This window comes from Alcanivorax nanhaiticus (assembly GCF_000756665.1).
GTDB lineage: Bacteria > Pseudomonadota > Gammaproteobacteria > Pseudomonadales > Alcanivoracaceae > Alcanivorax > Alcanivorax nanhaiticus.
In genome coordinates, this window is the sequence record NZ_ARXV01000010.1 from 64,040 (window position 1) to 86,356 (window position 22,317).

A 22,317-nucleotide genomic window follows, 5' to 3' on the forward strand; every position below is an offset into this window, starting at 1 on the left:
ATTAGCTGGCAGCCCCCTCCTTCTCTTCGTTCTTCGCCAGGGGCGACGGCTCGGTAACAGCGTTGTCGCGACGAATTACGAGGTGACGGATTACGGCATCGTTAAAGCGGAAAGTGTTTTCCAGCTCGGCCAGGGTTTCGCCGTCACATTCGATGTTCAACATCACATAGTGGGCTTTGTGGATCTTGTTGATGGAGTAGGCCAGCTGGCGACGACCCCAGTCTTCAAGACGGTGGATGGTGCCCTTGCCATCAGTCACGATCGCGCTGTAACGCTCGATCATGGCCGGCACCTGCTCGCTCTGGTCCGGGTGGACCAGGAACACAACTTCGTAATGACGCATGGTAGCTCCTTACGGTTGAGACACCTCACGGTGTCAGATCAGCTTCCCGGGCAGCCTGGAGCCACTCGGTGAAGCAAGGAGACCCGCCCCCGCACCGTGAAAACACAGGCGGGACGCAGGAAGCGCGCGATTCTATCCCATACACGCGGTCAGGCTCAAGGTATATCCATTGCCAATCGCATCCGGTCGTCGTATCCTGAACCGAAACAAAACGCTACAAACGCTTACAGAAAGCGTCGTCTACCCTAAGCCCCTGATTAAAAAGGGGAAAACAACAACAATCGGGATACGACCATGCACCTCAGAGCCCTGGCCATTGGCCTGAGCAGCTTTTGCTTGTTGTCCACACTTCACGCCAGTGAAGCGGTACCGCCATGTGGCGCGCCTGTATCTGTACCCGACAAGCCGGATCTGGAGAACTATCCGGATTACACCGATTTTCTGCTGCAGATCATGAAGTACAAGCAGGCCAGCCAGCTCCAGGCACTTCATCAAACGGCCTGCCCGGATGATTATCTCCCGCAGAAAGTCGTCAGCAACGACCCAACCGTTATCAGCGAACCCGAAACGCTGGATGGAGCCCTGGCACGCACCTCACGGATTGAGCCCATCGACTACCAGACCCATCCCACCTGGTATGACCGGTCCACCTCGCGCAGCTTCGAACTCCCCCCTCTTGCCGCCACTCTTCTCTCCGGGGAGCACATCCGCACCTTGCTCGGCAATGCCCACAGCGAAGAGCCCTTGGTGCTGCCTATGACCATTGTTGGCATGCAGCTTGAGGGAGTAAATGATGGTGGAGATGCCCTGAATCAGGAAACCGAGATGACCTACGACACTCTTGGGGCCAGGGAAACCCAAGCTTCCGTAGCAGCCTTTAAGGCTGAGAATACGCCGCTGATCACCAGCATCTATTTTGCCAACAACCTGACCTTCTACTACGACTCCAGCGGAGGAGTGGTTCGCATTGAGGCGGTTGCAGAAGGAGAGATGTAACCATCATGGTGAGAGGAAAGATTATTCTGTTTTTGGGCCTGGTTTGCGGGATAATCCTGCCTGCAGCCAGCGCCGCAAACCCAGACCTTCCTCATGAACAGCAACGCATTCTGGAGCAAGCGCTGGGCCCTCGCCCGGAAATTCGTAATTACAGTAAACAGGATCAGTTCGTCACCGACCTGCTGGCCTGGAAAGCCCGCCGCAAGACACTTACCCAAAAGCTACAGCAGGGAGAAGATATTCTTCCGCCCCAGCCCCGAAAACCCAACGACTGGCATCATGTCACCGGCCCGGAAGACCTGGACACAGCACTTCGCAATGCCAAAGGCTATCAACAGCCCAATTACAAGGAAACGCTCCGCTACGACCGCACCACGCACCTGAGCTTTCCCCTGCCCCCTCTTGGCAAACAACAGCTGGCCGATGAACGTCTTGAGCCCGTAAGGCCGCCGCTCAGACATCCCGCTGCCGAGGGCGTTCCGGAGCCGCTACTGGACGAAACCAGCCAATTACAACGGGAGATGGCCGCACAACAAGCCGACCTGCCACCACCGTCGCTGGAACGCCAGCGATTTCTGGGCTACTCAGAGATGCGCTAAAGTCCTGCCTCGCAGCGGTAACGACTACGCGCTCCCCCGCTGTGCTCGCACCGCAAACAGCACCACCCCTGTGGCTACAGACACATTCAGGCTCTGCACTTCACCCGCCATGGGGATTTCCAGCAACTGGTCACACTTGTCTCGAGTCAATCGTTTCAGGCCCGCGCCCTCTGCCCCCATCACCACAGCCAACGACTCTGGCGCCTGGAACTCAAACAGTGAGGCGCTTCGCTCTTCAAGGGCAGTACCCACCACCTGTACGCCACGTTCCTTGATCTGATCCAGCAAGGTCGCCAGATTCCCTACCTCATAATAGGCAAGACTTTCCGCCGCCCCCACCGCCGTACGACAAGCCACCGGCGTCAGACCCGCAGCCCCACGACGAGGCACGATCACTCCCTGGACGCCGGCCGCATCGGCGCTACGCAAACAGGCCCCCAGATTATGGGGATCGGTGACATTTTCCAGAATCAGAAGAAATGGGTTGGCTGGCTTGCTGTCCAGCCATTTGAGCAGGGCATTTTCATCCGCTGCACGACGTGGACGGGCCCGCGCCACAATCCCCTGATGCTGGGGACCCGCATGCTTCTCAAGCACGTCACGACGCGCCCGCTGCACAGCAATACCAAAGTCTTTTGCAGCCTGGATCATCGCCTCCAGACGCGGCTCTTCACGCTCGGCACGGGTATCCTGGACAAACAACTCCAGCACCGCTTCGGGGCGATGCCGCAACAGCGCCTCCACCGCGTGGAAGCCGGAATACATCAAGGGTTTCTGGGCTTTACTCATTGGAAACGCCTGCACGCTACAGTAAGGAGGGAAAGATTGATGTGGAAGCTTGCCTGCAAGCAATTAGCCACTCGCACCGCTGGCGCAAATGGCTTGCAGGCAAGCTTCCACAGGATAGGGGCTAGCTCTTCTTGCTACGCCGGGCCGATTTCTTGCCACGAGGCGGGCCCTTGCGCTTGGCCTTGGGCTTGGGAATATCGCCCTTGGCCAGCTTTTCCCGTTCGGATGGCCCCTTCTTTGCCGTAGCGGATTGCCCTTCACCTTTCTGGCCAGCACGGCCCTTGCCGCCCTGCTTGCTACCGCTCTTGGGCCGCCCCTTGCGAGACGGAGTAGAGGACTCCAGCTGCAGGTCGATCTTGCGGTCTTCGGTGTGCACTGCCGCCACCCGCACGGTGACCGAATCACCGAGGCTGAAGGTGCGACCACTGCTCTCACCCTTGAGGCTCAGATTCACCTCATCAAAGTGATAGTAGTCACTATCCAGGTTAGCCACATGTACCAGGCCATCAATGTGCAGTTCGTTGAGCTGGACAAACAGCCCAAAGTTGGCCACACCACTGATCACGCCTTCAAAGACTTCACCGATGCGCGATTCCATGAACTGGCATTTGAGCCAGGAAATCACATCACGGGTCGCATCATCGGCGCGACGCTCGGTCATGGAACACTGCTCGCCAATCACCACCATGTCGGCCTGATTATAAGGCGCGATCTTTTCCCTCGGGATGGCCGGCAGCTTGCCCGGGTTGTCCACGTGGGCGGGCATGGCTTCGCTGCGAATCAGGAAACGGATGGCGCGATGCACCAACAGATCCGGATAGCGGCGGATCGGCGAGGTAAAGTGAGTATAGGCCTTGTAGGAGAGACCGAAGTGCCCCTTGTTCTCGGCCTCGTACTTGGCCTGGGTCATGGAGCGCAGCATCATGGTCTGAATCACGTTGCGATCCGGGCGGTCCAGAATCTGCTCACGCAGTTGCTGGAACACGGCTGGCTTGGGCGCGCCTTCTGACCAGGCAATACTCAAGCCCAGACCTCCGAGGAACTGCTGCAACTTGCTCAGGCGCTCTTCCTTCGGCGGCTCATGATTCCGATACAGGGCCGGAATCTTCGCCTTCTCCAGCAGCTTGGCTGCACAGATGTTGGCGGCCAGCATGGCCTCCTCGATCATGATATGCGCCACGTTGCGCACCACCGGCACCATGCCTTCGATCTTGTGGTTTTCATCGTAGATGATGCGGGTTTCTTCGCTATCGAAGTCGATGGCACCCCGCTCTACCCGGCGCTTGCGCAGCGCCAGGAACATCTCGTGGTACGCCCACAGCATATCCAGGGATTCATCATCCAGGCTGGCCACGGTTTCCAGTGCCAGCTCGGATTCCGGCTCCTCGATCATGGCACCCACCTTGGTATAGGTAAGGCGATGACGGGAGCGCATGACCCCCTCACGGAACACGAAGCCCGAGAGACGACCATTGGCGGAGATGGTCATGTCGCAATAGAGACACAGCCGGTCCACATGGGGATTCAGGGAGCACAGACCATTGGACAGCGCCTCCGGCAACATGGGGATCACCCGGTTGGGGAAGTACACCGAGTTACCGCGCTTGGCCGCTTCGCGATCCAGCGCTGAACCCGGATACACGTAGTGACTGACATCGGCAATGGCCACGATCAGACGCCAGCCACCGCGAGGACGACGCTCTACATAAACCGCATCATCAAAGTCACGGGCATCTTCACCATCAATCGTCACCAGAGGCAGATCACGCAGATCCACCCGGTTGGCCTTGGCCTTGTGAGGCACCGCATCGCCAAAGGCGTTGGCCTGCTCTTCAACACCTTCCGGCCAGACGTGAGGAATCTCAAAACGGCGCAGGGCCACTTCGATTTCCATGCCCGCCTGATCCGGCGTGGCAATCACTTCCTCCAGACGCACCAGCACATGATGTTCGCGACTGGGGTACTGGGTAATAGAGGCACGAACATGATCTCCCGGATTGGGCTTGATGCCATTCTTGTCTTCTACCAACACTTCCTTGGTGATGCGGCGGTTTTCCGGCTCGACAAAGCTGATTCCGGCTTCCCGGTAATAGCGACCCACCACTTCGGTGGTCGCACGTTCAGTAATCTCGACGATACGCGCTTCTTTTTTGCCGAAGCGGTTCACTCCCGCATCGCTAACCAGCACCCGGTCACCGTCCATGACCTTTTCCATCTGGCGCGGGCCAAGGAACAGGTCACTGAGGGATTTGTCATCCGGAATCAGGAACCCAAAGCCATCCTTATGGCCCTGGATCTTGCCGGCAATGAGGTCCATGCGGGACACCACACCGACCTTGCCATTACGGTTCTGCACCAGCTGGGCATCGCGCAACATGGCGCGGACACGGCGGTCGAGACCGACTTCACCTTCCTCGCCCACCTCCAGCAGCTCCGCCAGCTCATCGAAGGACAGGGGCTTACCCTGATCATTGAGTACATCCAGAATCAGCTCACGGCTGGGCACCGGATTTTCGTACTTTTCCGCCTCTCGGTCGGCATGGGGGTCGCGATAACTTTTTTTAGGGGGCATTGAAGATTTTTTCGAAAAGGGATTTGACATTCAGCCATCATATACTAGAATGCACGCGCTTTCGCGATGAACCTTACGTGAAACGGTAAAAACTTTACCGGATCGCCCTATAAGGCTCAGCACGAAATTGCCGAGGTGGTGAAATTGGTAGACACGCTAGCTTCAGGTGCTAGTGGGGGCAACCCCGTGGAGGTTCAAGTCCTCTCCTCGGCACCAAACATGACTCTTACGGAGTCCGACAAAGCCCTGCAACCGTCTGGTTCAGGGCTTTTTTCGTTTATACTCGCTCTAATCCCATCCGATGGAATCCAACCAGATACCAGCATTTCTGTTGGTACTTATGTTGGCACTGCCCTGCTGGCCTCTTTCAGATACCAACAACGCCCAAGGAACAGGAAATGAGCAAGAATGCGATGGAAAAGCTGTCGGCCCTTGAGATCAAAAAGGCCAAACCGAAAGACAAAACCTACAAGCTTGCTGACGGTGGCGGGCTCTACTTACAGATCTCTCCTGATGGAGGAATGTACTGGCGCTATCAGTACCGCTTCCTAGGTAAGCAGAAATCCTTGGCACTTGGGGTGTATCCCGAAATCTCCCTCAAGGCCGCCCGAAAAGCTCACAAAGACGCGCGGCTCAAACTTGCCGACAACATTGACCCTAGCGAAGCTCGCCGCCAGGAGAAACTGGCTCGCACCGAAGCCCAGGCCAACAGTTTCGAGGCTGTTGCCCAGGAATGGCTGGTGCGCCAGCAGGTAGCCCCCGAAACAGACAAGAAAAATCGCTGGCTCATGGAAACCTTCGCCTTTCCTTATATAGGACACAGGCCTATTGCCGACATATCCCCCCGAGAACTGCTGGATGTCCTCCGCCGAGTCGAGTCAACCGGCAAGCTGGAAACAGCTCAACGCCTGAAGACAAAGTGCGGCCAGGTCTTCCGCCATGCAATCATTGAGGGAAAAGCCGAAATCGATCCCACGGCAAGCTTGCGAGGAGCGCTCAAGTCACCCAAGGTAAAACACCGCGCCGCCATCACCGACCCTTCCCGGTTGGGAAAGCTGCTACGGGACATGCAAGCGTCCACAGCAGGCCCAGTGGTGAAAACCGCCCTGCTTCTGACCCCCATCTTATTCCAGCGCCCAGGCGAAATCCGGCAAATGGAATGGTCCGAGATCAACTGGGAAGAGCAGCGCTGGGAGATCCCTGCCGACAAGATGAAAATGCGCCATCCCCACATAGTACCACTACCGCAGCAAGCCATGGCGTTACTACAGGATATCCACCTGTTTACCGGACGCGGCAAATACGTTTTTCCGTCGCAACGAGGGGCAAGCCGCTGTCTATCCGAGAATGGCGTCCGAGTGGCCCTTCGGGATATGGGCTACGGCAACGATGACGTAACCCCCCATGGCTTCCGAGCAACAGCCCGGACAATCTTGGACGAAGTACTGGGCTATAGGATTGAGTGGATCGAGCACCAACTGGCTCATGCCGTCAAAGACCCCAATGGTACCGCCTATAATAGAACCAGCTTCCTGAGTCAGCGCACCAAAATGATGCAGGAGTGGGCCAACTACCTAGACGCCCTTCGAGATGGGAAACAATTTGAACGGGCGGGAACAACCCCAGAAACTCAATACAGCCTTAGCTGCGAATCGACTGAAAAAGAGAATGGCAATCTAAAGAAGGATGGCAAGAAAAGCTTTACAGCTTTATTTAGCAATTATGCATCCCAGGAAAAACCCACATCTGATTAGTCGCCACTCCGATCTTTACCAAACACTCGTAGCTCGAAATCACCGGGTGCAAGTAACAACACAGACTTTCAGCCGAAAAATCGCAAAAAAATGGAACCCTAACCCTTCGTGGGCGGCAGCATAACGCAGGCCTGCAAAGCAAGTCATTGAGCATAGTCCCCAGGCATCCAAAAGCGTCCTAGCCCGTCTAAGATACCGCCCTATTTGGTCAACATCCCGATCAGAAGCGCAGCCAGCCCATCCCTTGCATGTAACGGCTCAATCGTTGCGGTACAGGGTCACTACACAGGCCCCCCCCAGACCAAGGTTGTGCTGCAAGGCTACCCGAGCTCCCTCGACCTGTCGCTTTTCTGCTTGGCCACGCAACTGCCACACCAGTTCGGCACATTGCGCCAGACCTGTAGCCCCCAGCGGGTGCCCCTTGGACAGCAAGCCACCGGACGGATTGGTCACGAACTTGCCTCCATAAGTGTTGTCGCCATCCCAGATAAATTTCTCCGCGCCGCCTTCCCGGCACAGACCCAGACCTTCATAGGTGAGCAGCTCATTGGCGGTAAAGCAGTCGTGCAACTCGACCACATTGATGTCTTGCGGGCCGATACCGGCCTGCTCGTACACGCTGTCGGCGGCGGAACGGGTCATGTCGTAACCGACCATCTTGATCATGGATTTTTCATCAAAGCTGCTGGCGAAATCCGTGGTCATCGCCTGGGCGGCGATATACACCGGGTTAGCAATGCCATGCTTCTTGGCGAACTCGTCCGAACACAGAATCGCGGCGCCGGCACCACAGGTGGGCGGGCAGCATTGGAAACGGGTGAGCGGATCAAACACCTCGTCTGACGCCATGATCTCTTCCAGCGACAGCACCTGATTGAACAGTGCGTAAGGATTGTTGGCGGCATGCTGACGCGCCTTCTCGGCAATCTTGCCGAAGGTTTCCCGTTTGGTGCCGTACTTCCAGCGGTATTCACGCCCTGCGCCACCGAACATCTGTGCCGCCGGCGGCGCCTGATTGAAGCCCTGCGTATCCATCATCACCTGCGCATGCTGGCTCATGGGGTTCTCGCGATCATTGAACTTAGCACCAAGCGCGCCGCGCTCCATTTTTTCAAAACCCAGGGCGATGACACATTCAGCCAAACCGCCTTCGATGGCCTGGCGCGCCAGGAACAGGGCCGACGAACCGGTGGAACAATTGTTGTTCACATTGACCATGGGAATGCCGGTCAAGCCCAGTTCATACACGGCACGCTGACCACAGGTGGAATCGCCGTAGACATAACCACAGAACGCCTGCTCAACATCGCTGTACTGGATGCCGGCATCCTTCATTGCGGCGAGGCCAGCCGCTTTTGCCATCACATGGTAATCATCGCTGGCACCGGGCTTGGCAAACTTGGTCATCCCGACACCGATCACATTCACTCTACGTTTCATTCTCTGTTCTCCGAATTATGGCGTTACAGGATTTGTTCAAGTTTGCGCACCAGCGCCAGGTCACCGTCGACGCGCATGTCGCCCTTCTGGTACAAGGTGCTCAAGGCCACCTTGCCGGCAATCAGGTCGGCAAGCTTGCTGTCGTCCAGCGTGATCACCGCCGCCGCGTCCTTCTCGCCGCTGACGATGCCGGGCGACGAGGCGGATAGATCGATAAACCAGGCACTGTCTGGGCTCCGCACCTTGATCTGCAACACACCACCCTGTCCACCAATGGCCGACAGTTTTTCCGCCAGCTCCGGCAGCACTTTCTCCGCCTGCGGTGCTTTCTGCTTTTTCGGTTGTGCGGTAGCGGTATCCGGCTGGCCGGAGGCCAATCGCTTGTCGCGTGCCTGCTCCACCAGCTTAGGGTCCATGTCCTGCAACACGGTGAGCTTGTTGGAGGCCATCACGTTACCTCCGATCTTCAGATCGCCACCAAAAAACAGTTTCTGTACCGCAGCCAGATCACCGCCAAACAGGGTCGGGGCATGTTTGCTGTCCAACTCCAGCGTCACATCCGCCTTGTCCAGCTGGCCCGCCCCGGCGGTACCCGGTGCGTTTTTCAGATCAATATAGAAATCCTGATCCGGGTTGCTGAACGCAAACTGGAAGCTGGTAGCGGCCTTCTCGATCAGATCCGGGTTGTCAGCGATGAAGTGGCCGATGGCACTGAACACATCCGCCATGGTCGGCTCCTGCGATTCGACCGGTACTGCGACAGCTTGTGAACCACCACCGTCAGCCACGCGCTTGTCACGCGCCTGCTCGGCCAGTTTCGGGTCCATGTCCTGCAACACGGTCAACTTGTTGGACGCCATCACGTTGCCGGAAATTTTCAGCTCGCCACCGAAGAACAGTTTCTGCACCGCCGCAAGATCGCCACCAAACACGGTCGCCAGATGCTCGCTGTCCAGCGCCAGAGTCACGTCCGGTTTGTCGATCGTGCCAGGCCCTGCCGCGCCTGGTGCATTTTTCAGATCAATAAAGAACTGCTGATCCGGATTGCTGAACTCGAACTGGAAGCTGGTACCGGTCTGATCAACCAGTTCCGGTTTCTGCTTGATGTAGGTCGCCACCGCCGCGAACACATCGTCAGGCGTCACCGCCTGCTCCACCTGCGGCGCAGACACTTCCTCGGCGGACACCTGTTCCGGCACCGGCGCTTCTGCCGGAATCTCCGAGAACAACTCGATGGCGGCATTCTTCAGCACCACCTCGTTACGCTCTTTCACCCAGGTTTCGAAGATGATGCGGTTATCGGATTCCTTCCACATGCGCGTTTCCAGGGTTTCACCCGGAAATACCGTCTTGGCAAAGCGCACCTTGATGCTCTTGAAATAACGGCCATCGTTATTGCTGAACGCCTTGATGACATGGCGTCCGGCATAACCGAAGGTACACAGCCCATGCAGGATCGGCTTGTCATAACCGAACGCCCTGGCAAACGCCGGGTCGGCGTGCAGCGGATTCCAGTCACCGCACAGGCGATACAGCAGCGTCTGGTTGGCGTCGGTTTTCTCTTCGATCACCGCATCCGGTTCACGTGCGGGCGGCACATTGATCTCGCCGGAATCGCCCCGCTCACCGCCCCAGCCGCCGGCGTCTTTCACGAACGAGGTCATCTCGTTATAGGCCACCTCGTTACCGTTTTCGTCGGTGGAGGTAATAGCAAAGGTAACTACCGCATTCGGATCCTTGTCCAATGCCTTCTTGAATTTGAAGGTGTGCTTCAGCTTGGCGTGCGGCGGCAGCGGCCGTTTGATTTCGGTGTATTGCTCGCCATGCAGCAACCGGTCGAAGCCAAAGTTCATCCCTGGCAGAGCCAGCGCGCCTTCTTTTGCTGCCTTTAGCATCGCGCCGATCTGTGGCATGACGCCATAGGTGGGCAACGCCTGGAAATTGCCACCCAGCTCGTAGACGAACTTCAGTTCATCCTTGTCGAGCGGATCACGTGCGGCGCCGACACTTAGGGCATACAACGACAGGTCATTTTCATCATAGGACGATTCCAGCTCGAGGCTTTCCTTGCTGGCCACATCCAGATCGATGAATTCGTTGCCGCCCAGTGACGGGTTGTTGATGTTGTCGAGAATCGGCGAGAAGGATTCGTTGACATTGGATGGATGCTCCGCATCGGTAAAGTCGGTGATCTTGCCCCAACGACGCGCTACATCATCAACACTGAAGGCCTTGCCAAGGGGGAAGCTATTGCCCTGGCTACGTTCCCAGCGCAACTTGCTGATGAAGCCGGCACCCACTTCGAAGATACCCTTGGTTTCTTCGCACTTTTCATGGCACAACCAGGCCACCAGCGGACTGACCGCTTCTGGCTTGAGGTTTTCCAGCAAATTCGGCGGCATGATGGTTTCAGTCAGCCGAGAGGCCGCAATCGGCGCAATGGTATTCACATGAATGTTTTTGCTGCGACCTTCCTCCGCCAGACAGTTGGCCAGCCCGGCCAGACCCAACTTGGCAGCACAGTAGTTGGCCTGACCAAAGTTACCGTAGAGGCCGGCTGCCGAGGTCGTCATGATGATGCGGCCATAGCCCTTCTCACGCATGATCGGCCAAGCCGCATGGGTGACGCTCATGGAACCTTCCAGATGGACTTTCAACACCAAGTCCCAGTCCTGCTTCGACATCTTGGCAAAACTGACGTCACGCAGGATGCCGGCATTGTTGACCACGATGTCCACAGTGCCGAAGCTATCCAACGCGGTTTGTACTATCGACTCGCCGTTTTCCACCGAGTCATAGTTGGCAACCGCCTCCCCTCCCATGGCCCGGATCTCATCCACCACCTTGTCTGCGGCAGACGACGACTTGCCATCACCGTGGGCGCTGCCACCCAGGTCGTTAACCACCACCTTGCAGCCACGCGCGGCCAGGGTCAGGGCATGCTGCCGGCCCAGCCCGCCCCCGGCACCGGTGACAATGGCTACACGATCATCAAAACGAAGTTCTGCCATGATACTTTCCTCTTTTCAATACAGGGCACACATGCCGTGCAGGGTCGAGAATCCTCAGATAGAGCGTGAAATAAGTTCTTTCATGATTTCGTTGGTGCCGCCGTAGATGCGGTTGGCACGGGTGTCGATGTAGGCTCGGGCGATCGGATACTCGAGCATGTAGCCATAGCCACCATGCAGTTGCACACAGCGGTCAACCACCTTGCTGAGCAAATCGGATACCCAGTACTTGGCCGCACAGGCAGCCTCGGGCGACAGGGAATTCTTCACCACCAGCTCCATACAGCGATCAACATAGACCCGTGCAATCTGGATTTCAGAACGCATCTCGGCCAATTCAAAGCGGGTGTTCTGGAATGCCGCCACCGGCTTGCCAAACGCCTGGCGCTGTTTCACATATTCCACGGTGGTTGCCAGCGCATGCTCGGCAGCCGACGAACAGATGATGGCGATCATCATCCGCTCCCAGGCCAGCTCCTTCATCAAGGCAATGAAACCCATGCCCTCGGCACCCAGCAGGTTTTCCTTGGGCACCTTGACGTTGTCGAAGAACAACTCGCAGGTGTCCTGCCCGCGCATGCCGACTTTCTTCAGCGGCTTGCCCTTGGAGAAGCCCTCGCGATCCGCCTCAATAATCATCAGGGACACACTTTGTGCACCCAGCTCAGCCGGCCCGGTACGCACCGCCACCACCGCCATGTCACAGAGGTAACCGTTGGTGATAAAGATTTTCGAGCCATTTACCACGTAGTGATCGCCCTCAAGGGTGGCCGTGGTCTTGATACGTTGAAGATCGGAACCGGTACCCGGCTCGGTCATGGCCACGGCAGTGACCGCTTCACCGGTGGCCATTTTGGGCAGCCACTGGCTTTTCTGTTCATGGGAACCAAAGTTGTTGATGTAGTTGGCAACAATGTCCGAGTGCAGGGCAAAGCCGCTGGCCGAATCCCCCACCCTCGCCTGCTCCTCCATCAGTATCATCGAATAGAGACGGTCAACGCCGCAGCCGCCGTACTCTTCAGGCATCGTTGGACACAGCAGCCCCAGCTCCCCCGCCTTGTTCCACAGTTCACGATCAATATGTTGCTGCTCCTCCCACTTCTCGTGGTAAGGGGAGATTTCAGTCTCGAAGAAACGCCTTGCTGTGGCGCGGAACGCCTCATGGTCTTCATTGAAGAGAGTACGGGGGATCATCGGCGATACAGCCGCCGGTACATGCACATCACTCATTACAGGCTTCCAACGTTGATTCAGGAACAATGGCAAGACTTTATAACTTACAATACGTACGTTCAACTTGTTTATTGGCGAGCTACGCTACAATCCATTTATCATTTAGAATCAGGCCTCTGCATCCCAGTGACCATGCTCAGTAATAGACAGAGAACGCGATGAATGCTCAACGACGCACCCAGGAACAACGTAGCGACGCCATGCGGGAACGCATCATTCAGGCAGTGCTCACCTGTCTAGAGAAGGATGGATTCGCTGGCACCACCGTCAGTCGCATTATCAACATCGCTGGCGTATCTAGGGGCGCCCCACTACACCATTTCTCTAGTAAAGCAGACATGATCGCTGCGGCAGCTGAGCATTTAATTCGCCAGCACTATATTCAGCTGGGTAAAGCCATCGCCAAACTCCATGGATCTGAAGATCGACTAGAAGCCCTTATCTTTGGTGCATGGAAGAATGTTTTCGATCAGCCGGAATTTATCCCGTTGATGCAACTATTGACAGCCAGCCAACATGACCCTGAGCTTGCATCCATTTTGCAACGTGTCTGGACTTCCAATTACTTCATCGTCGGTAACGCGGCAGACCATTATCTGGAGGCCATTAGTGAAGACACCGATGTGCGCTCGATGATGATGTTGACGCAATGGCTGTTGCGCGGCATGGCGCAGGATTTGCACATCGTTGCCGACAAAACGCTCTTTGACCGCTATCTCAAAGTCTGGTGCAACATGCTCGCCGTTCATCTGCGAGCCCGTGCAGATGTAAACGACCCACCGCCTTACCCGCCCAAGTGGGAACTACCGCTGAGCGATGCTTGACCGCCCCACTTGGGCTTGCGGCATCTCTACACATAGCTACGTTGTCGTTAACACCCAACGAATAAAGCTGTATATCGACCATGTCCACGCCACTTGATTGCTCAGATCGACCTTCGGTACCGGATACGGTTTCCGTTGACACAAGTCGTCATCGAGACTATTGGAGATAGCAATTCTTGCAGTGCTTCAGATTAAAGACTTCAGTTCGATATTCGGATTAGACAACACTTCAGCGCTGACACTCTTGCGCAGTTTAACCAACTGCTTACCCACCATGAATGCAACTGGAAAATTGACTGCATCAACAGCAATAACATGACCAAGACATAGATAGAAAACTGCGAATTCCTTGTCAAGGATACTGCCACGCAGTACACGCTGGTCATGATTTTGGGACAATCCTACCATCTGCAAACGAACATCATACTGGTTCGACCAGAACCAGGGAGGGCTATCGTAGGGCTTTTCTTCACTCATAAGTGTAGCTGCCGCCGTACGAGCTTGCTCAACAGCGTTAGCGACTGATTCAAGACGCTGCCTTTTGTCGAAGAACAGATTATGATGGCGGGTACAATCTCCTATCGCCAGAATGTCTGGGTCATCGGTGCGGGTAAATTCATCGACGACAACGCCATCATCGCAAAGCAGGCCTGCATTTTCAGCCAAGGCCGTTTCTGGTATGACACCAATCGAAACGAGAACGATGTCCGCTGAAACCTTACCCCCATCGGCCAAGGTCACACCATTCACGCACCCTTGATCATCTGATTCAAAACCAATTACGGCCGCCCCCAGACGAACATCGACTCCTGCACTCGTGTGTTTGGCGTAGAGAAATTCAGATATCTCTGGCCCAGTAACACGCTGCATTAAGCGATCGGCAGCTTCCAAGACAGTAACCTTAACACCTTGCTTAGTCGCACTGGCAGCCACTTCAAGTCCGATATAACCGCCCCCCACGATGACTAGGCGTTTGCCGGGTACTAGCTCACGACGCAGGGCATCCGTGTCCGCGATATCATGCAAATAATGAATGCCTTTCAAATCTGAACCCCGCACGTTAAGACGGCGGACATGTGAGCCAGTGGCCAATACCAGTTGGTCGTACTTTAAAGTGCTTTGATCTGACAAAATGAGGTTTTTGTCGTCTCTGTTAATCTGTTCTACGCGCACGCCGAGCCGTAATTGCTGTCCCGCTTTCTCGTAGATTGAAGGCGGTTTAAGGTATAAAGACGCCTTATCAACCTCCCCCGCGAGGTAATTCTTTGACAAGGGCGGCCGCTGGTAGGGAGGGTGTGGTTCTTCGCTAACCATAACCACTTTGTGAGGGTATTTTTTTTGCAGCAAGGCGGTCAAAAGTGTTCCTGCTGCGTGTCCACCACCAATAATGACGGTGACCTCTTTATTTTTGTTAATCATAACCTGTCTCTTTCTATGCGTACTGAAACCGAGTTACCCACAAAAACTTCATGAATAACTATAACTTGCAACATCATCCGAGCTAAACACATGATGCCTAAACTCCAGCCACCGCGGCGTCCTCAAGTATCATATCTGCCCCTTTCTCTCCAATCATGGTCGCCGACTGATTGGTATTCCCGCCAACCAGGGTTGGCATGATAGACGCATCAACTACCCGCAACGACTGCAAGCCACGCACACGGAGACGAGGGTCGACCACTGCCATATGATCAATCCCCATCTTACAAGTGCCGACCGGGTGGTATGCGGACTCGCCATTACGGCGCACCCACTCGGTGAGACTCGCGTCATCCTGTATTTCCAGCCCTGGTGAAATTTCTACATCCTGATGAAGATAAAGTGCACGCTGGGACAAAATATTACGAACAAGCCGAACACCACGAATGAGTTGTTCGACATCGGCAGGGTCAGCCATGTAATTGGGGTCAATCAATGGTGCAGCGAGCGGATCAGCACTGTGTAAACCAATGCGGCCCCGGGACAAGGGCCTGAGCCCATAGATCATTACAATGTAGCCATAGCCACTCATTGCAATCTTCATGTCACGCCCATGATCAGCGTACAGCATTGGTCCGAAGTGCAATTGCAGATCAGGTATCGGTAGCTCTGCTTGAGAGCAAATGAATCCGCCTGCCTCAGCGCCATTGCTAGACAGCACACCTCGGCGACCGCTCAGGTATTGCATTAAGGCCCACACCCCCTTCAACCAATAGCTCGGATGCATCGAGATTCCCTGCCGGCTTCGCGATCTGACCCGCACAAAAACGTCAACATGATCTTGAAGATTACGCCCCACACCCTCCAGCGAATGACGCAGCTCAATGCCATGTCGAGCAAGCTCCTCGCGGGGGCCGACACCTGACAGCATAAGCAGTTGTGGCGAGTTGAATGCACCGCCGCATAGGATAACCTCCCGCCTAGCATGAGCTCTAACCAAACTTTTTGCGTGACGATACTCGACACCAATAGCGCGAGCACCCTCAAATAGCACGCGGGTAACATGTGCATCGCTGCAAATGGTCAAGTTAGATCGCCCCGCCGCAGGCTCAAGATAAGCACGCGCATTACTGCAACGGGAGCCGTCTTTCTGGTAGGCGTAGTAATAACCGACACCTTCCTGATCAGGACCGTTGAAATCCCGATTACGCCGATACCCCGCCTGTACTGCGGCCTCGACAAACGCCGTACTCAACGGGTTGGTATAACGCCGCTCCGCCACATTGAGAGGGCCATCCTGACCATGGAACCCTTCTGTATCCGGCACCATCTCAGGCTCGTAATGTTCTGACTTACGAAAATACGGCAGCACCTCGGCGTATGACCAACCGTTACACCCCTGCCGTGCCCACTCGTCGTAGTCTCTGGCGTGACCACGGATATAGACTTGGGCGTTAATCCCACTCGAACCGCCAAGCATCTTGCCCCGCGGCTGGAACAATGAACGACCGTACATGTGCCGCTGTGGCTCAGTATAGAACTGCCAGTTGAAACGGCGACTGAACATCAACTGCAAAAATCCAAGAGGCGTGCTGACGAAAGGGTTGCGGCGACTCTCTGGCCCGGCTTCGAGTAGCAACACCGTATAGAGGCCACTCTCAGACAAACGATTGGCTACCGCACACCCTGCCGACCCAGCCCCCACAACGATATAATCGAATTTTTCAGTCGCCAGTCCGGTCAAACCTTTCATTAATTTTTTTCCGTCAGTTTGACCATCAACTTGGAATAGCCGCGCACGAAGTTGGACTGTACACGCTCCGGGTCACCAACCACTTCGATATTCTCGAAGCGCTTGAGCAGCTCTTCCCACAAAATGCGCAATTGCAGTTCGGCCAAGCGGTTACCCATACAACGATGAATACCGTAGCCAAAAGAAATATGGTTCCGTGCGTCCTTGCGATCAATAATGAGTTGGTCGGGGTTATCAAACTTGCGTTCGTCCCGATTACCCGAGGCATACCACATTAACACCCGGTCGCCTTTCTTGATGGTCTGGCCACGAAGTTCTACATCCTGTGTCGCCACCCTACGCATGTTGGCCAGTGGAGTTTGCCAACGAATGATTTCCGAAACCATGTTAGGAATCAGTTCCGGATTCGCCTTCAGCTTGGAGAATTCCTCGGGGAATTGATTCAAGGCCAAAACACCACCACTCATGGAATTCCTTGTGGTGTCATTGCCGCCAACGATAAGCAGAGCCAGATTCCCGATAAACTCCATCGGTCGATTGATAAGGTCTTTTGTATCGTCGTTGCTCTGCAGCATACTGATCAAATCGAAACCGGGTTCTTCGCCGGAAGCACGTCGCGCCTCCTTGTCTCGCCACAGCCTGGAGAACGCCCTCGCCATATCTGCCGCGTCATCAAACATGACATCTTCGTCGGTAAATTCTCCACCCGTGGCGGATGCCGCGCCAGACAAACGATCAGACCATTCAACGAGTTTGTGACGATCCTCATAAGGGAAATCCAGCAACGTAGCGAGCATACGGCCAGTCAGTTCTTTGGACACCGCCGGCACCCAATCGAAAGGTTTATCCAGAGGCAAGCTGTCTAGCACTTCCGCCGCACGAGAACGAATCAGCCCTTCCATTTCTTTAAGGTTTTTCGGAGCAACGACGCCCTGCACCGCTCGGCGCTGTACATCATGTTTGGGCGGATCCATGGCGATAAACATTTCCACCGATAGTCCGTCCGGTGGATCACCCAGAATAATTTGCGGCTCAGAGGAAAACAGTTCATGGCTCTTGTCGACGAACAAAATATCTTCATAGCGCGTTATTGACCAGAAAGGCCCGAATGGACTGTTCTTCTGGTAATGTACCGGAGCTTCATCTCGTAACCGCTTAAAATAGGCGCGCCACTGATCTTGTCGATACAGAAAAGGGTTGCTGGTGTCGATATCTTCCAGTGCCAAGGTGCTAACATCAGGCAGGGGAGTTTCGACAAACTCCATTTGTGTGGAGCGAGAACCCACGGCCTTTCTCTTTGCCTTCATCAACATTTTCATGGTTTTAATCTGAAAATGCATTGGCACCACTTTCGACGAAACGTTGAAAACCTTGGTCTGCAAACTGTTGCTTGAGCTTGTTTTTGTTGACATAGCTTTCTCCCTGCTTACATCTGGAATTCAGGCAAATGCACGGTCATACCGTCCATCGCCTCAGTAATTTCTACCTGGCAGCCCAGACGCGAGGTTCTCGCCCGCTCCGGGGTCATGGACAGCATCTGTTCTTCCGCGTCACCAACCGTTCCGGTATTGCCGAACCACTCATCGGCAACAATCATGTGGCAGGTACCACAGGCGCACTCGCCGCCACAATCACCATCGATACCTGGCACGGCGTTATCAACCGCAACTTGCATAAGCGTAGAACCCGCCCTGAATTCCGTCACATGCTCGGTATCGTCATGTTCAATAAAGATAATTTTTCCCACAGCGCGTCTCCTAGTATTTATGTCTAACCTGAAGATTGGCTATATAGCGGCATGCCAGCGAGGACATTTCTTGACAGGACGGGGACATTTAAAGACAGTAATGACTTTCCGAGGAGAGGCTAATGGCAATAACTACGCAGAGTGATAGCTTGCAAAGCGTGGATGCTGATATCCCATCGAACTACTCACGCCTTATCGCCCGTGAACTTGGTCTGAGTGCACGAGAGCTGCCCCGACTCCTGCGCAAAACAGATGTGGATGTTACGCAATTACTCAAAGATGAGAGTCGACTCACCGCAACCCAACAGATGCAGATCTTGCGTAATGCTTTGGATCTATCCGGTAAACCAGAGTTCGGCTTGCGGTTGGGCAGGCGCCTCACCCCGGCAACCCATGGGGTGATGGGCTTTGTTGCTAACAGCAGCCCCGACCTTTATACCGCGCTGCAAGCCGTTCACACTTTCCTGCCTACGCGAGCAAGCTTTATTCAGGTGAACCTGCAAAACACTGAGGATTATCTGGAATGTGTTGTGAGCTTTCAGGTAGCGATGGACAACGACGTGGAGCGCTGCTTGGCAGATACTGTGATCAAGGCTTTTTTTGAAATTGGCGAGTTCATCGTAGGTCGCCCATTGTATGAATCAGAGGTTCATTTCCCCCATCCAGCCCCCGTCTACCAGGACATGTACCGGGAGTATTTACCAGGCAAAGTTTACTTCGACTGCAATCACTTCAAACTAAAATTAGCAATGGAGTTATGTCGAAAGCCGAACGCATCAGCCAATCATGAAAGCTATCATCTGGCCTTTCAGCAGTGCGAATCCATGCTTGCGCGCCTTCAGAACCCTGAACCGGACTATCGGACTCGGCTACAGAAAATGATGCTTTCCCGACCACCCGGGACACTGAGTGAAGATGAAGCCGCCGCCTCCCTCTTCATGAGCAAACGCACCCTTGCACGGAAGCTCAAGAAAGAAAACAGCAGCTTCAGAAAGATTCGCGATGAAGTGCTATCCAGGCAAGCAGCAAGCTATTTGTGCGAGAGTCAGCTCTCGGTCGAAGCAACCGCTACACTGTTGAATTATCATGACACTGCCAGCTTCAGACGGGCGTTTAAACGCTGGTTTGGTCAGACTCCTGATCAGTACAGACAAAGGACGGGCACATAAGCCGTGCTGACAGTCAGCAATCAGCGCTGGTCATGACTTCTCATTCAATAGATCGTCTAGCGCTTGAGCACACCGTCTTTAATTACCACCCACACAAAGTCACCGATATCTTTTACGGTATACCGCCCGCCCTCGTTAAACCATGTTGCGACCCAATTTAACGCTCCCAAGCCGATAAGGCGCAAAAGGTCACGATCTACATCCGCACGAATCAGGTTTTGAGAGGACAAGGATTGGATCATAGCAGACCAAAGAAGTTCGTATCTGTCTCGTAGATCAATCATTTCCTTGCGTGACTGGCCCTGCAAGGAGCGCCATTCAAAAAGGAGGACATAGACCATATCCGACCCACCAACCAGCAACTCAAGGTGAGCATTGATCCCCTGACGCAACTGCTCAAGCGGCTCACTTTCCCCCCGAATGGCCTCAGACAAGGCCGTAGACGCTTGCTCAAGCGCAAGGCGCATCAAGTCGACCAGAATGCTTTCCTTGGAGGGGTAACGGTAATGCAAGCTGCCAGGCAGCATGCCACAAGCCTCGGCGATTTCTTTAACGGTGGTTTTATCGAACCCCTTTTGACGAAATAGACGAGCTGCAGCACCGAGCACAAACACTCGATCCGCCTCCGCCACCGGCGTTACCTGATTTTTCTTTCTTCCCACAAGGCACTCCCATGCTGTAAGCCTTTGATTCTAGCATTCCTTTTAAAGTCGGCCCAGCCTTCCTGGCCGATGGCACTATTCGATCTATACAGATAAAAACACGCTGTCTACCTTATAATCTTGAATTTGGTTGGTTATACAAATAAAGTCCAATGAATGCACTTTACTTGGGAGCGATCCAATGGCTCTGGCAAACCGCAAGATTGGTTACGACGAGGTTGTAACCCGTGACATTCACTTTCCCATGAACATCGAAAACGTGGCTCGCCACTGGTTTCGCAACGACCCGTGGTCCACTCACTGGATGAATGCCATTCTCGCCGCCGTCCCCGACGGTGAACGCTGGGTGATGAATTCTGCAAGACGGCAGCTTGGCAAGCTTGACGATCCAGAAGTGCTGAACGCAGCTAAAGAATTCATTCGCCAGGAGCGCATTCATGCTCGTGAGCACGATGAAATGAACGCCATCGGCGTGCAACACGGGGTTCCCATCGACAAGGTTGAAGGCGTGTTCAAGCTGATCCGTAAGCAACTCCAACACCGCCTCAGTGACGATATGCAGAGCTCCATCGCAGCGGCGTTTGAACATTTCACGGCCATTATTTCCTCGGTACTGCTTGAGCACCCGGAGCTGTTTGACGAAACCCACCCGGATTTGCGTGCCATGCTCTACTGGCACTTTGTCGAAGAAACCGAGCACAAGAGCGTCAGTTATGACGTCTTCGTCGATGCCAGTGGTGGTGGCTACCGCAGTTACCGACTGCGTATCAGTGGCATGCTACTGGCCATTGCCCTGGGCTTCCCCATTATGATCGGCAACCAGACCTATCTGCTCTACAAGGATCGTCAAATTCTGAATTTGTGGTCCGCCGCCAAAATGACCAAAGTCCTGTTCTGGCGTCCCGGCATTCTTTCCAAGGTACTCGCTGGCGTGCCCCCCTATTTCTCCCCCACTTTCCACCCGTGGGATGACGATAACCGTGATGTAATCCGGATCTGGAAACGCGCCTACGAAAGAACTGGCGACCCTCATAAGGCCTATCAAGCGCTCAGAGACCACCGAGCCAACAATGTACACGGTACATTCGAAACGCCACAACCTGAACCCGCATGGGGGCAGGCATGAAAAAGAAACCCTTGCACCCGTCAACTCAGGCGGCAGCTGTCATCACCGGGGCGGGTAGCGGCATCGGTCGTAGCTTTGCTTACGAAGTTGCCCGTCGAGGCGGTTCGGTACTGTGTGTCGATATCAATGAAGAGCGCGCCGAACAGGTGGCGATCAGCCTGCGAGCACTCGGTACTCACGCGGTAGCCCTGGGGTGTGATGTCGGCGATGAAAAACAGATGGCATACCTGGCGGAAAATGCCGAGCCTTTGCTCGGCAGGCCGGTAACCCTGGTAATCAACAACGCCGGCGTCGGCCTCGGTGGCCCAATCGGCGAGGTGTCACTTGAAGATTGGCACTGGTGCATGAACGTCAATCTATGGGGGGTTATTCACGGCTGCCATTATTTTGCCCCTCAGCTTCGCGATCTGGGCTATGGAGGCATCATCAATGTGGCCTCTGCTGCCGCATTCGGGTCCGCCCCGGAAATGGCCGCCTACAACGTCACCAAGGCGGGGGTGCTGGCCCTGTCCGAAACGCTGTCTTCTGAACTGACCGGTACCGGCGTAAAAATCACGGCCCTGTGCCCAACCGTGGTCCCGACCAATATCGTCGAGAATGGGCGCCTGCCTGAACGTCGCCGTGACTTTGCCCGTTCAGCGATGACCCGCTATGCCCTCACCAACGCCGACCAGGTGGCCCGACAGACCCTCAGTGCCCTTGATCGAGGTGAGCTTTACATGCTGCCACAAATTGACGGCCGGCTTGCCTGGCGGTTGAAACGCCTGACGCCACGACTATACGCCCGCGCGATTGGCGAAGCTTACAGAATGCTGGCTGATTAAACCGCATTAGTGGAAACGAAACACGCAAGGAATTCAATATGGCCTCCATTCCTACA

Annotated in this window: 18 protein-coding genes and 1 tRNA gene; 8 read left to right on the forward strand and 11 right to left on the reverse strand. The window is 54.9% G+C overall.

The features are described from left to right. Window position 1 precedes the first annotated feature (1 nt). Window positions 2-343 (reverse strand): 30S ribosomal protein S6, encoded by a 342-nt coding sequence (rpsF, locus tag Y5S_RS12715; RefSeq protein ID WP_035233465.1) that lies wholly within the window; start codon window positions 341-343, stop codon window positions 2-4. 294 nt (window positions 344-637) lie between these two features. Here rpsF and Y5S_RS12720 point away from each other — a divergent pair, with 294 nt between their 5' ends. After that, window positions 638-1,339: a hypothetical protein gene (locus tag Y5S_RS12720; protein ID WP_052041591.1), complete on the forward strand. Its 702-nt coding sequence runs from the start codon at window positions 638-640 to the stop codon at window positions 1,337-1,339. Window positions 1,340-1,344: 5 nt separating this feature from the next. Continuing rightward, the gene (locus tag Y5S_RS12725) at window positions 1,345-1,938 is read left to right on the forward strand and encodes a hypothetical protein (protein WP_035233466.1); all 594 of its coding nucleotides are present in this window, start codon (window positions 1,345-1,347) and stop codon (window positions 1,936-1,938) included. Window positions 1,939-1,962: 24 nt separating this feature from the next. Here Y5S_RS12725 and rlmB read toward each other — a convergent pair whose 3' ends face one another. Together rlmB and rnr are read right to left on the reverse strand one after the other, a co-directional pair. Further along, window positions 1,963-2,727 (reverse strand): 23S rRNA (guanosine(2251)-2'-O)-methyltransferase RlmB, encoded by a 765-nt coding sequence (rlmB, locus tag Y5S_RS12730; RefSeq protein ID WP_081939762.1) that lies wholly within the window; start codon window positions 2,725-2,727, stop codon window positions 1,963-1,965. Window positions 2,728-2,848: 121 nt separating this feature from the next. Then, window positions 2,849-5,299, reverse strand: coding sequence for a ribonuclease R (gene rnr, locus Y5S_RS12735; RefSeq protein ID WP_035233467.1), 2,451 nt, complete (start codon window positions 5,297-5,299; stop codon window positions 2,849-2,851). Window positions 5,300-5,428: 129 nt separating this feature from the next. On the opposite strand from rnr, the gene Y5S_RS12740 reads away from it, so the two are divergent. Then, window positions 5,429-5,515 (forward strand) — tRNA-Leu (locus Y5S_RS12740). 182 nt (window positions 5,516-5,697) lie between these two features. Beyond that, a complete protein-coding gene (locus Y5S_RS12745; RefSeq protein ID WP_022983799.1) occupies window positions 5,698-7,053 on the forward strand; it encodes a tyrosine-type recombinase/integrase in 1,356 nt (451 codons plus the stop codon). Window positions 7,054-7,311: 258 nt separating this feature from the next. Here the strand turns inward: Y5S_RS12745 and Y5S_RS12750 are convergent, their stop codons facing one another. The 3 genes from Y5S_RS12750 to Y5S_RS12760 are packed head-to-tail and all read right to left on the reverse strand — an operon-like array spanning window position 7,312 to window position 12,734. After that, on the reverse strand, window positions 7,312-8,493 hold the full coding sequence (locus Y5S_RS12750; protein WP_035233468.1) for a lipid-transfer protein: 1,182 nt from the start codon (window positions 8,491-8,493) through the stop codon (window positions 7,312-7,314). Window positions 8,494-8,516: 23 nt separating this feature from the next. Continuing rightward, window positions 8,517-11,504, reverse strand: coding sequence for a peroxisomal multifunctional enzyme type 2 (locus tag Y5S_RS19195; RefSeq protein WP_022983801.1), 2,988 nt, complete (start codon window positions 11,502-11,504; stop codon window positions 8,517-8,519). Between the two features lie 54 nt (window positions 11,505-11,558). Beyond that, entirely contained in the window at window positions 11,559-12,734 is a 1,176-nt protein-coding gene (locus Y5S_RS12760; RefSeq protein WP_022983802.1) for an acyl-CoA dehydrogenase family protein, read from the reverse strand. 161 nt (window positions 12,735-12,895) lie between these two features. Here Y5S_RS12760 and Y5S_RS12765 point away from each other — a divergent pair, with 161 nt between their 5' ends. Next, window positions 12,896-13,561, forward strand: coding sequence for a TetR/AcrR family transcriptional regulator (locus Y5S_RS12765; protein ID WP_022983803.1), 666 nt, complete (start codon window positions 12,896-12,898; stop codon window positions 13,559-13,561). A 186-nt stretch (window positions 13,562-13,747) separates the two neighbouring features. On the opposite strand, the gene Y5S_RS12770 is transcribed toward Y5S_RS12765, so the two are convergent. The 4 genes from Y5S_RS12770 to Y5S_RS12785 all read right to left on the reverse strand — a co-directional run bounded on the left by Y5S_RS12770 (window position 13,748) and on the right by Y5S_RS12785 (window position 18,480). Continuing rightward, the gene (locus Y5S_RS12770; RefSeq protein WP_035233469.1) at window positions 13,748-14,980 is read right to left on the reverse strand and encodes an NAD(P)/FAD-dependent oxidoreductase; all 1,233 of its coding nucleotides are present in this window, start codon (window positions 14,978-14,980) and stop codon (window positions 13,748-13,750) included. Between the two features lie 97 nt (window positions 14,981-15,077). Beyond that, window positions 15,078-16,733 carry a GMC family oxidoreductase gene (locus Y5S_RS12775; protein ID WP_035233470.1) on the reverse strand — a complete coding sequence of 552 codons (1,656 nt, stop codon included), beginning with the start codon at window positions 16,731-16,733 and terminating at the stop codon, window positions 15,078-15,080. Then, window positions 16,733-18,145 (reverse strand): cytochrome P450, encoded by a 1,413-nt coding sequence (locus tag Y5S_RS12780; RefSeq protein ID WP_008930233.1) that lies wholly within the window; start codon window positions 18,143-18,145, stop codon window positions 16,733-16,735. The genes Y5S_RS12775 and Y5S_RS12780 overlap by 1 nt, the downstream gene beginning before the upstream one ends. Before the next feature lie 14 nt (window positions 18,146-18,159). Continuing rightward, complete coding sequence (locus Y5S_RS12785) at window positions 18,160-18,480, reverse strand: 2Fe-2S iron-sulfur cluster-binding protein (protein WP_008930234.1); 321 nt, start codon at window positions 18,478-18,480, stop codon at window positions 18,160-18,162. Between the two features lie 122 nt (window positions 18,481-18,602). Between Y5S_RS12785 and Y5S_RS12790 the strand changes: the two genes are divergently transcribed. Beyond that, window positions 18,603-19,649, forward strand: coding sequence for an AraC family transcriptional regulator (locus tag Y5S_RS12790; protein WP_035233471.1), 1,047 nt, complete (start codon window positions 18,603-18,605; stop codon window positions 19,647-19,649). Window positions 19,650-19,705: 56 nt separating this feature from the next. On the opposite strand, the gene Y5S_RS12795 is transcribed toward Y5S_RS12790, so the two are convergent. Next, on the reverse strand, window positions 19,706-20,311 hold the full coding sequence (locus tag Y5S_RS12795; RefSeq protein WP_035233472.1) for a TetR/AcrR family transcriptional regulator: 606 nt from the start codon (window positions 20,309-20,311) through the stop codon (window positions 19,706-19,708). A 181-nt stretch (window positions 20,312-20,492) separates the two neighbouring features. On the opposite strand from Y5S_RS12795, the gene Y5S_RS12800 reads away from it, so the two are divergent. Both Y5S_RS12800 and Y5S_RS12805 read left to right on the forward strand, forming a co-directional pair. Beyond that, a complete protein-coding gene (locus Y5S_RS12800) occupies window positions 20,493-21,437 on the forward strand; it encodes a metal-dependent hydrolase (protein ID WP_008930237.1) in 945 nt (314 codons plus the stop codon). After that, window positions 21,434-22,261 carry an SDR family NAD(P)-dependent oxidoreductase gene (locus Y5S_RS12805; RefSeq protein ID WP_008930238.1) on the forward strand — a complete coding sequence of 276 codons (828 nt, stop codon included), beginning with the start codon at window positions 21,434-21,436 and terminating at the stop codon, window positions 22,259-22,261. The genes Y5S_RS12800 and Y5S_RS12805 overlap by 4 nt, the downstream gene beginning before the upstream one ends. Window positions 22,262-22,317 lie beyond the last annotated feature (56 nt).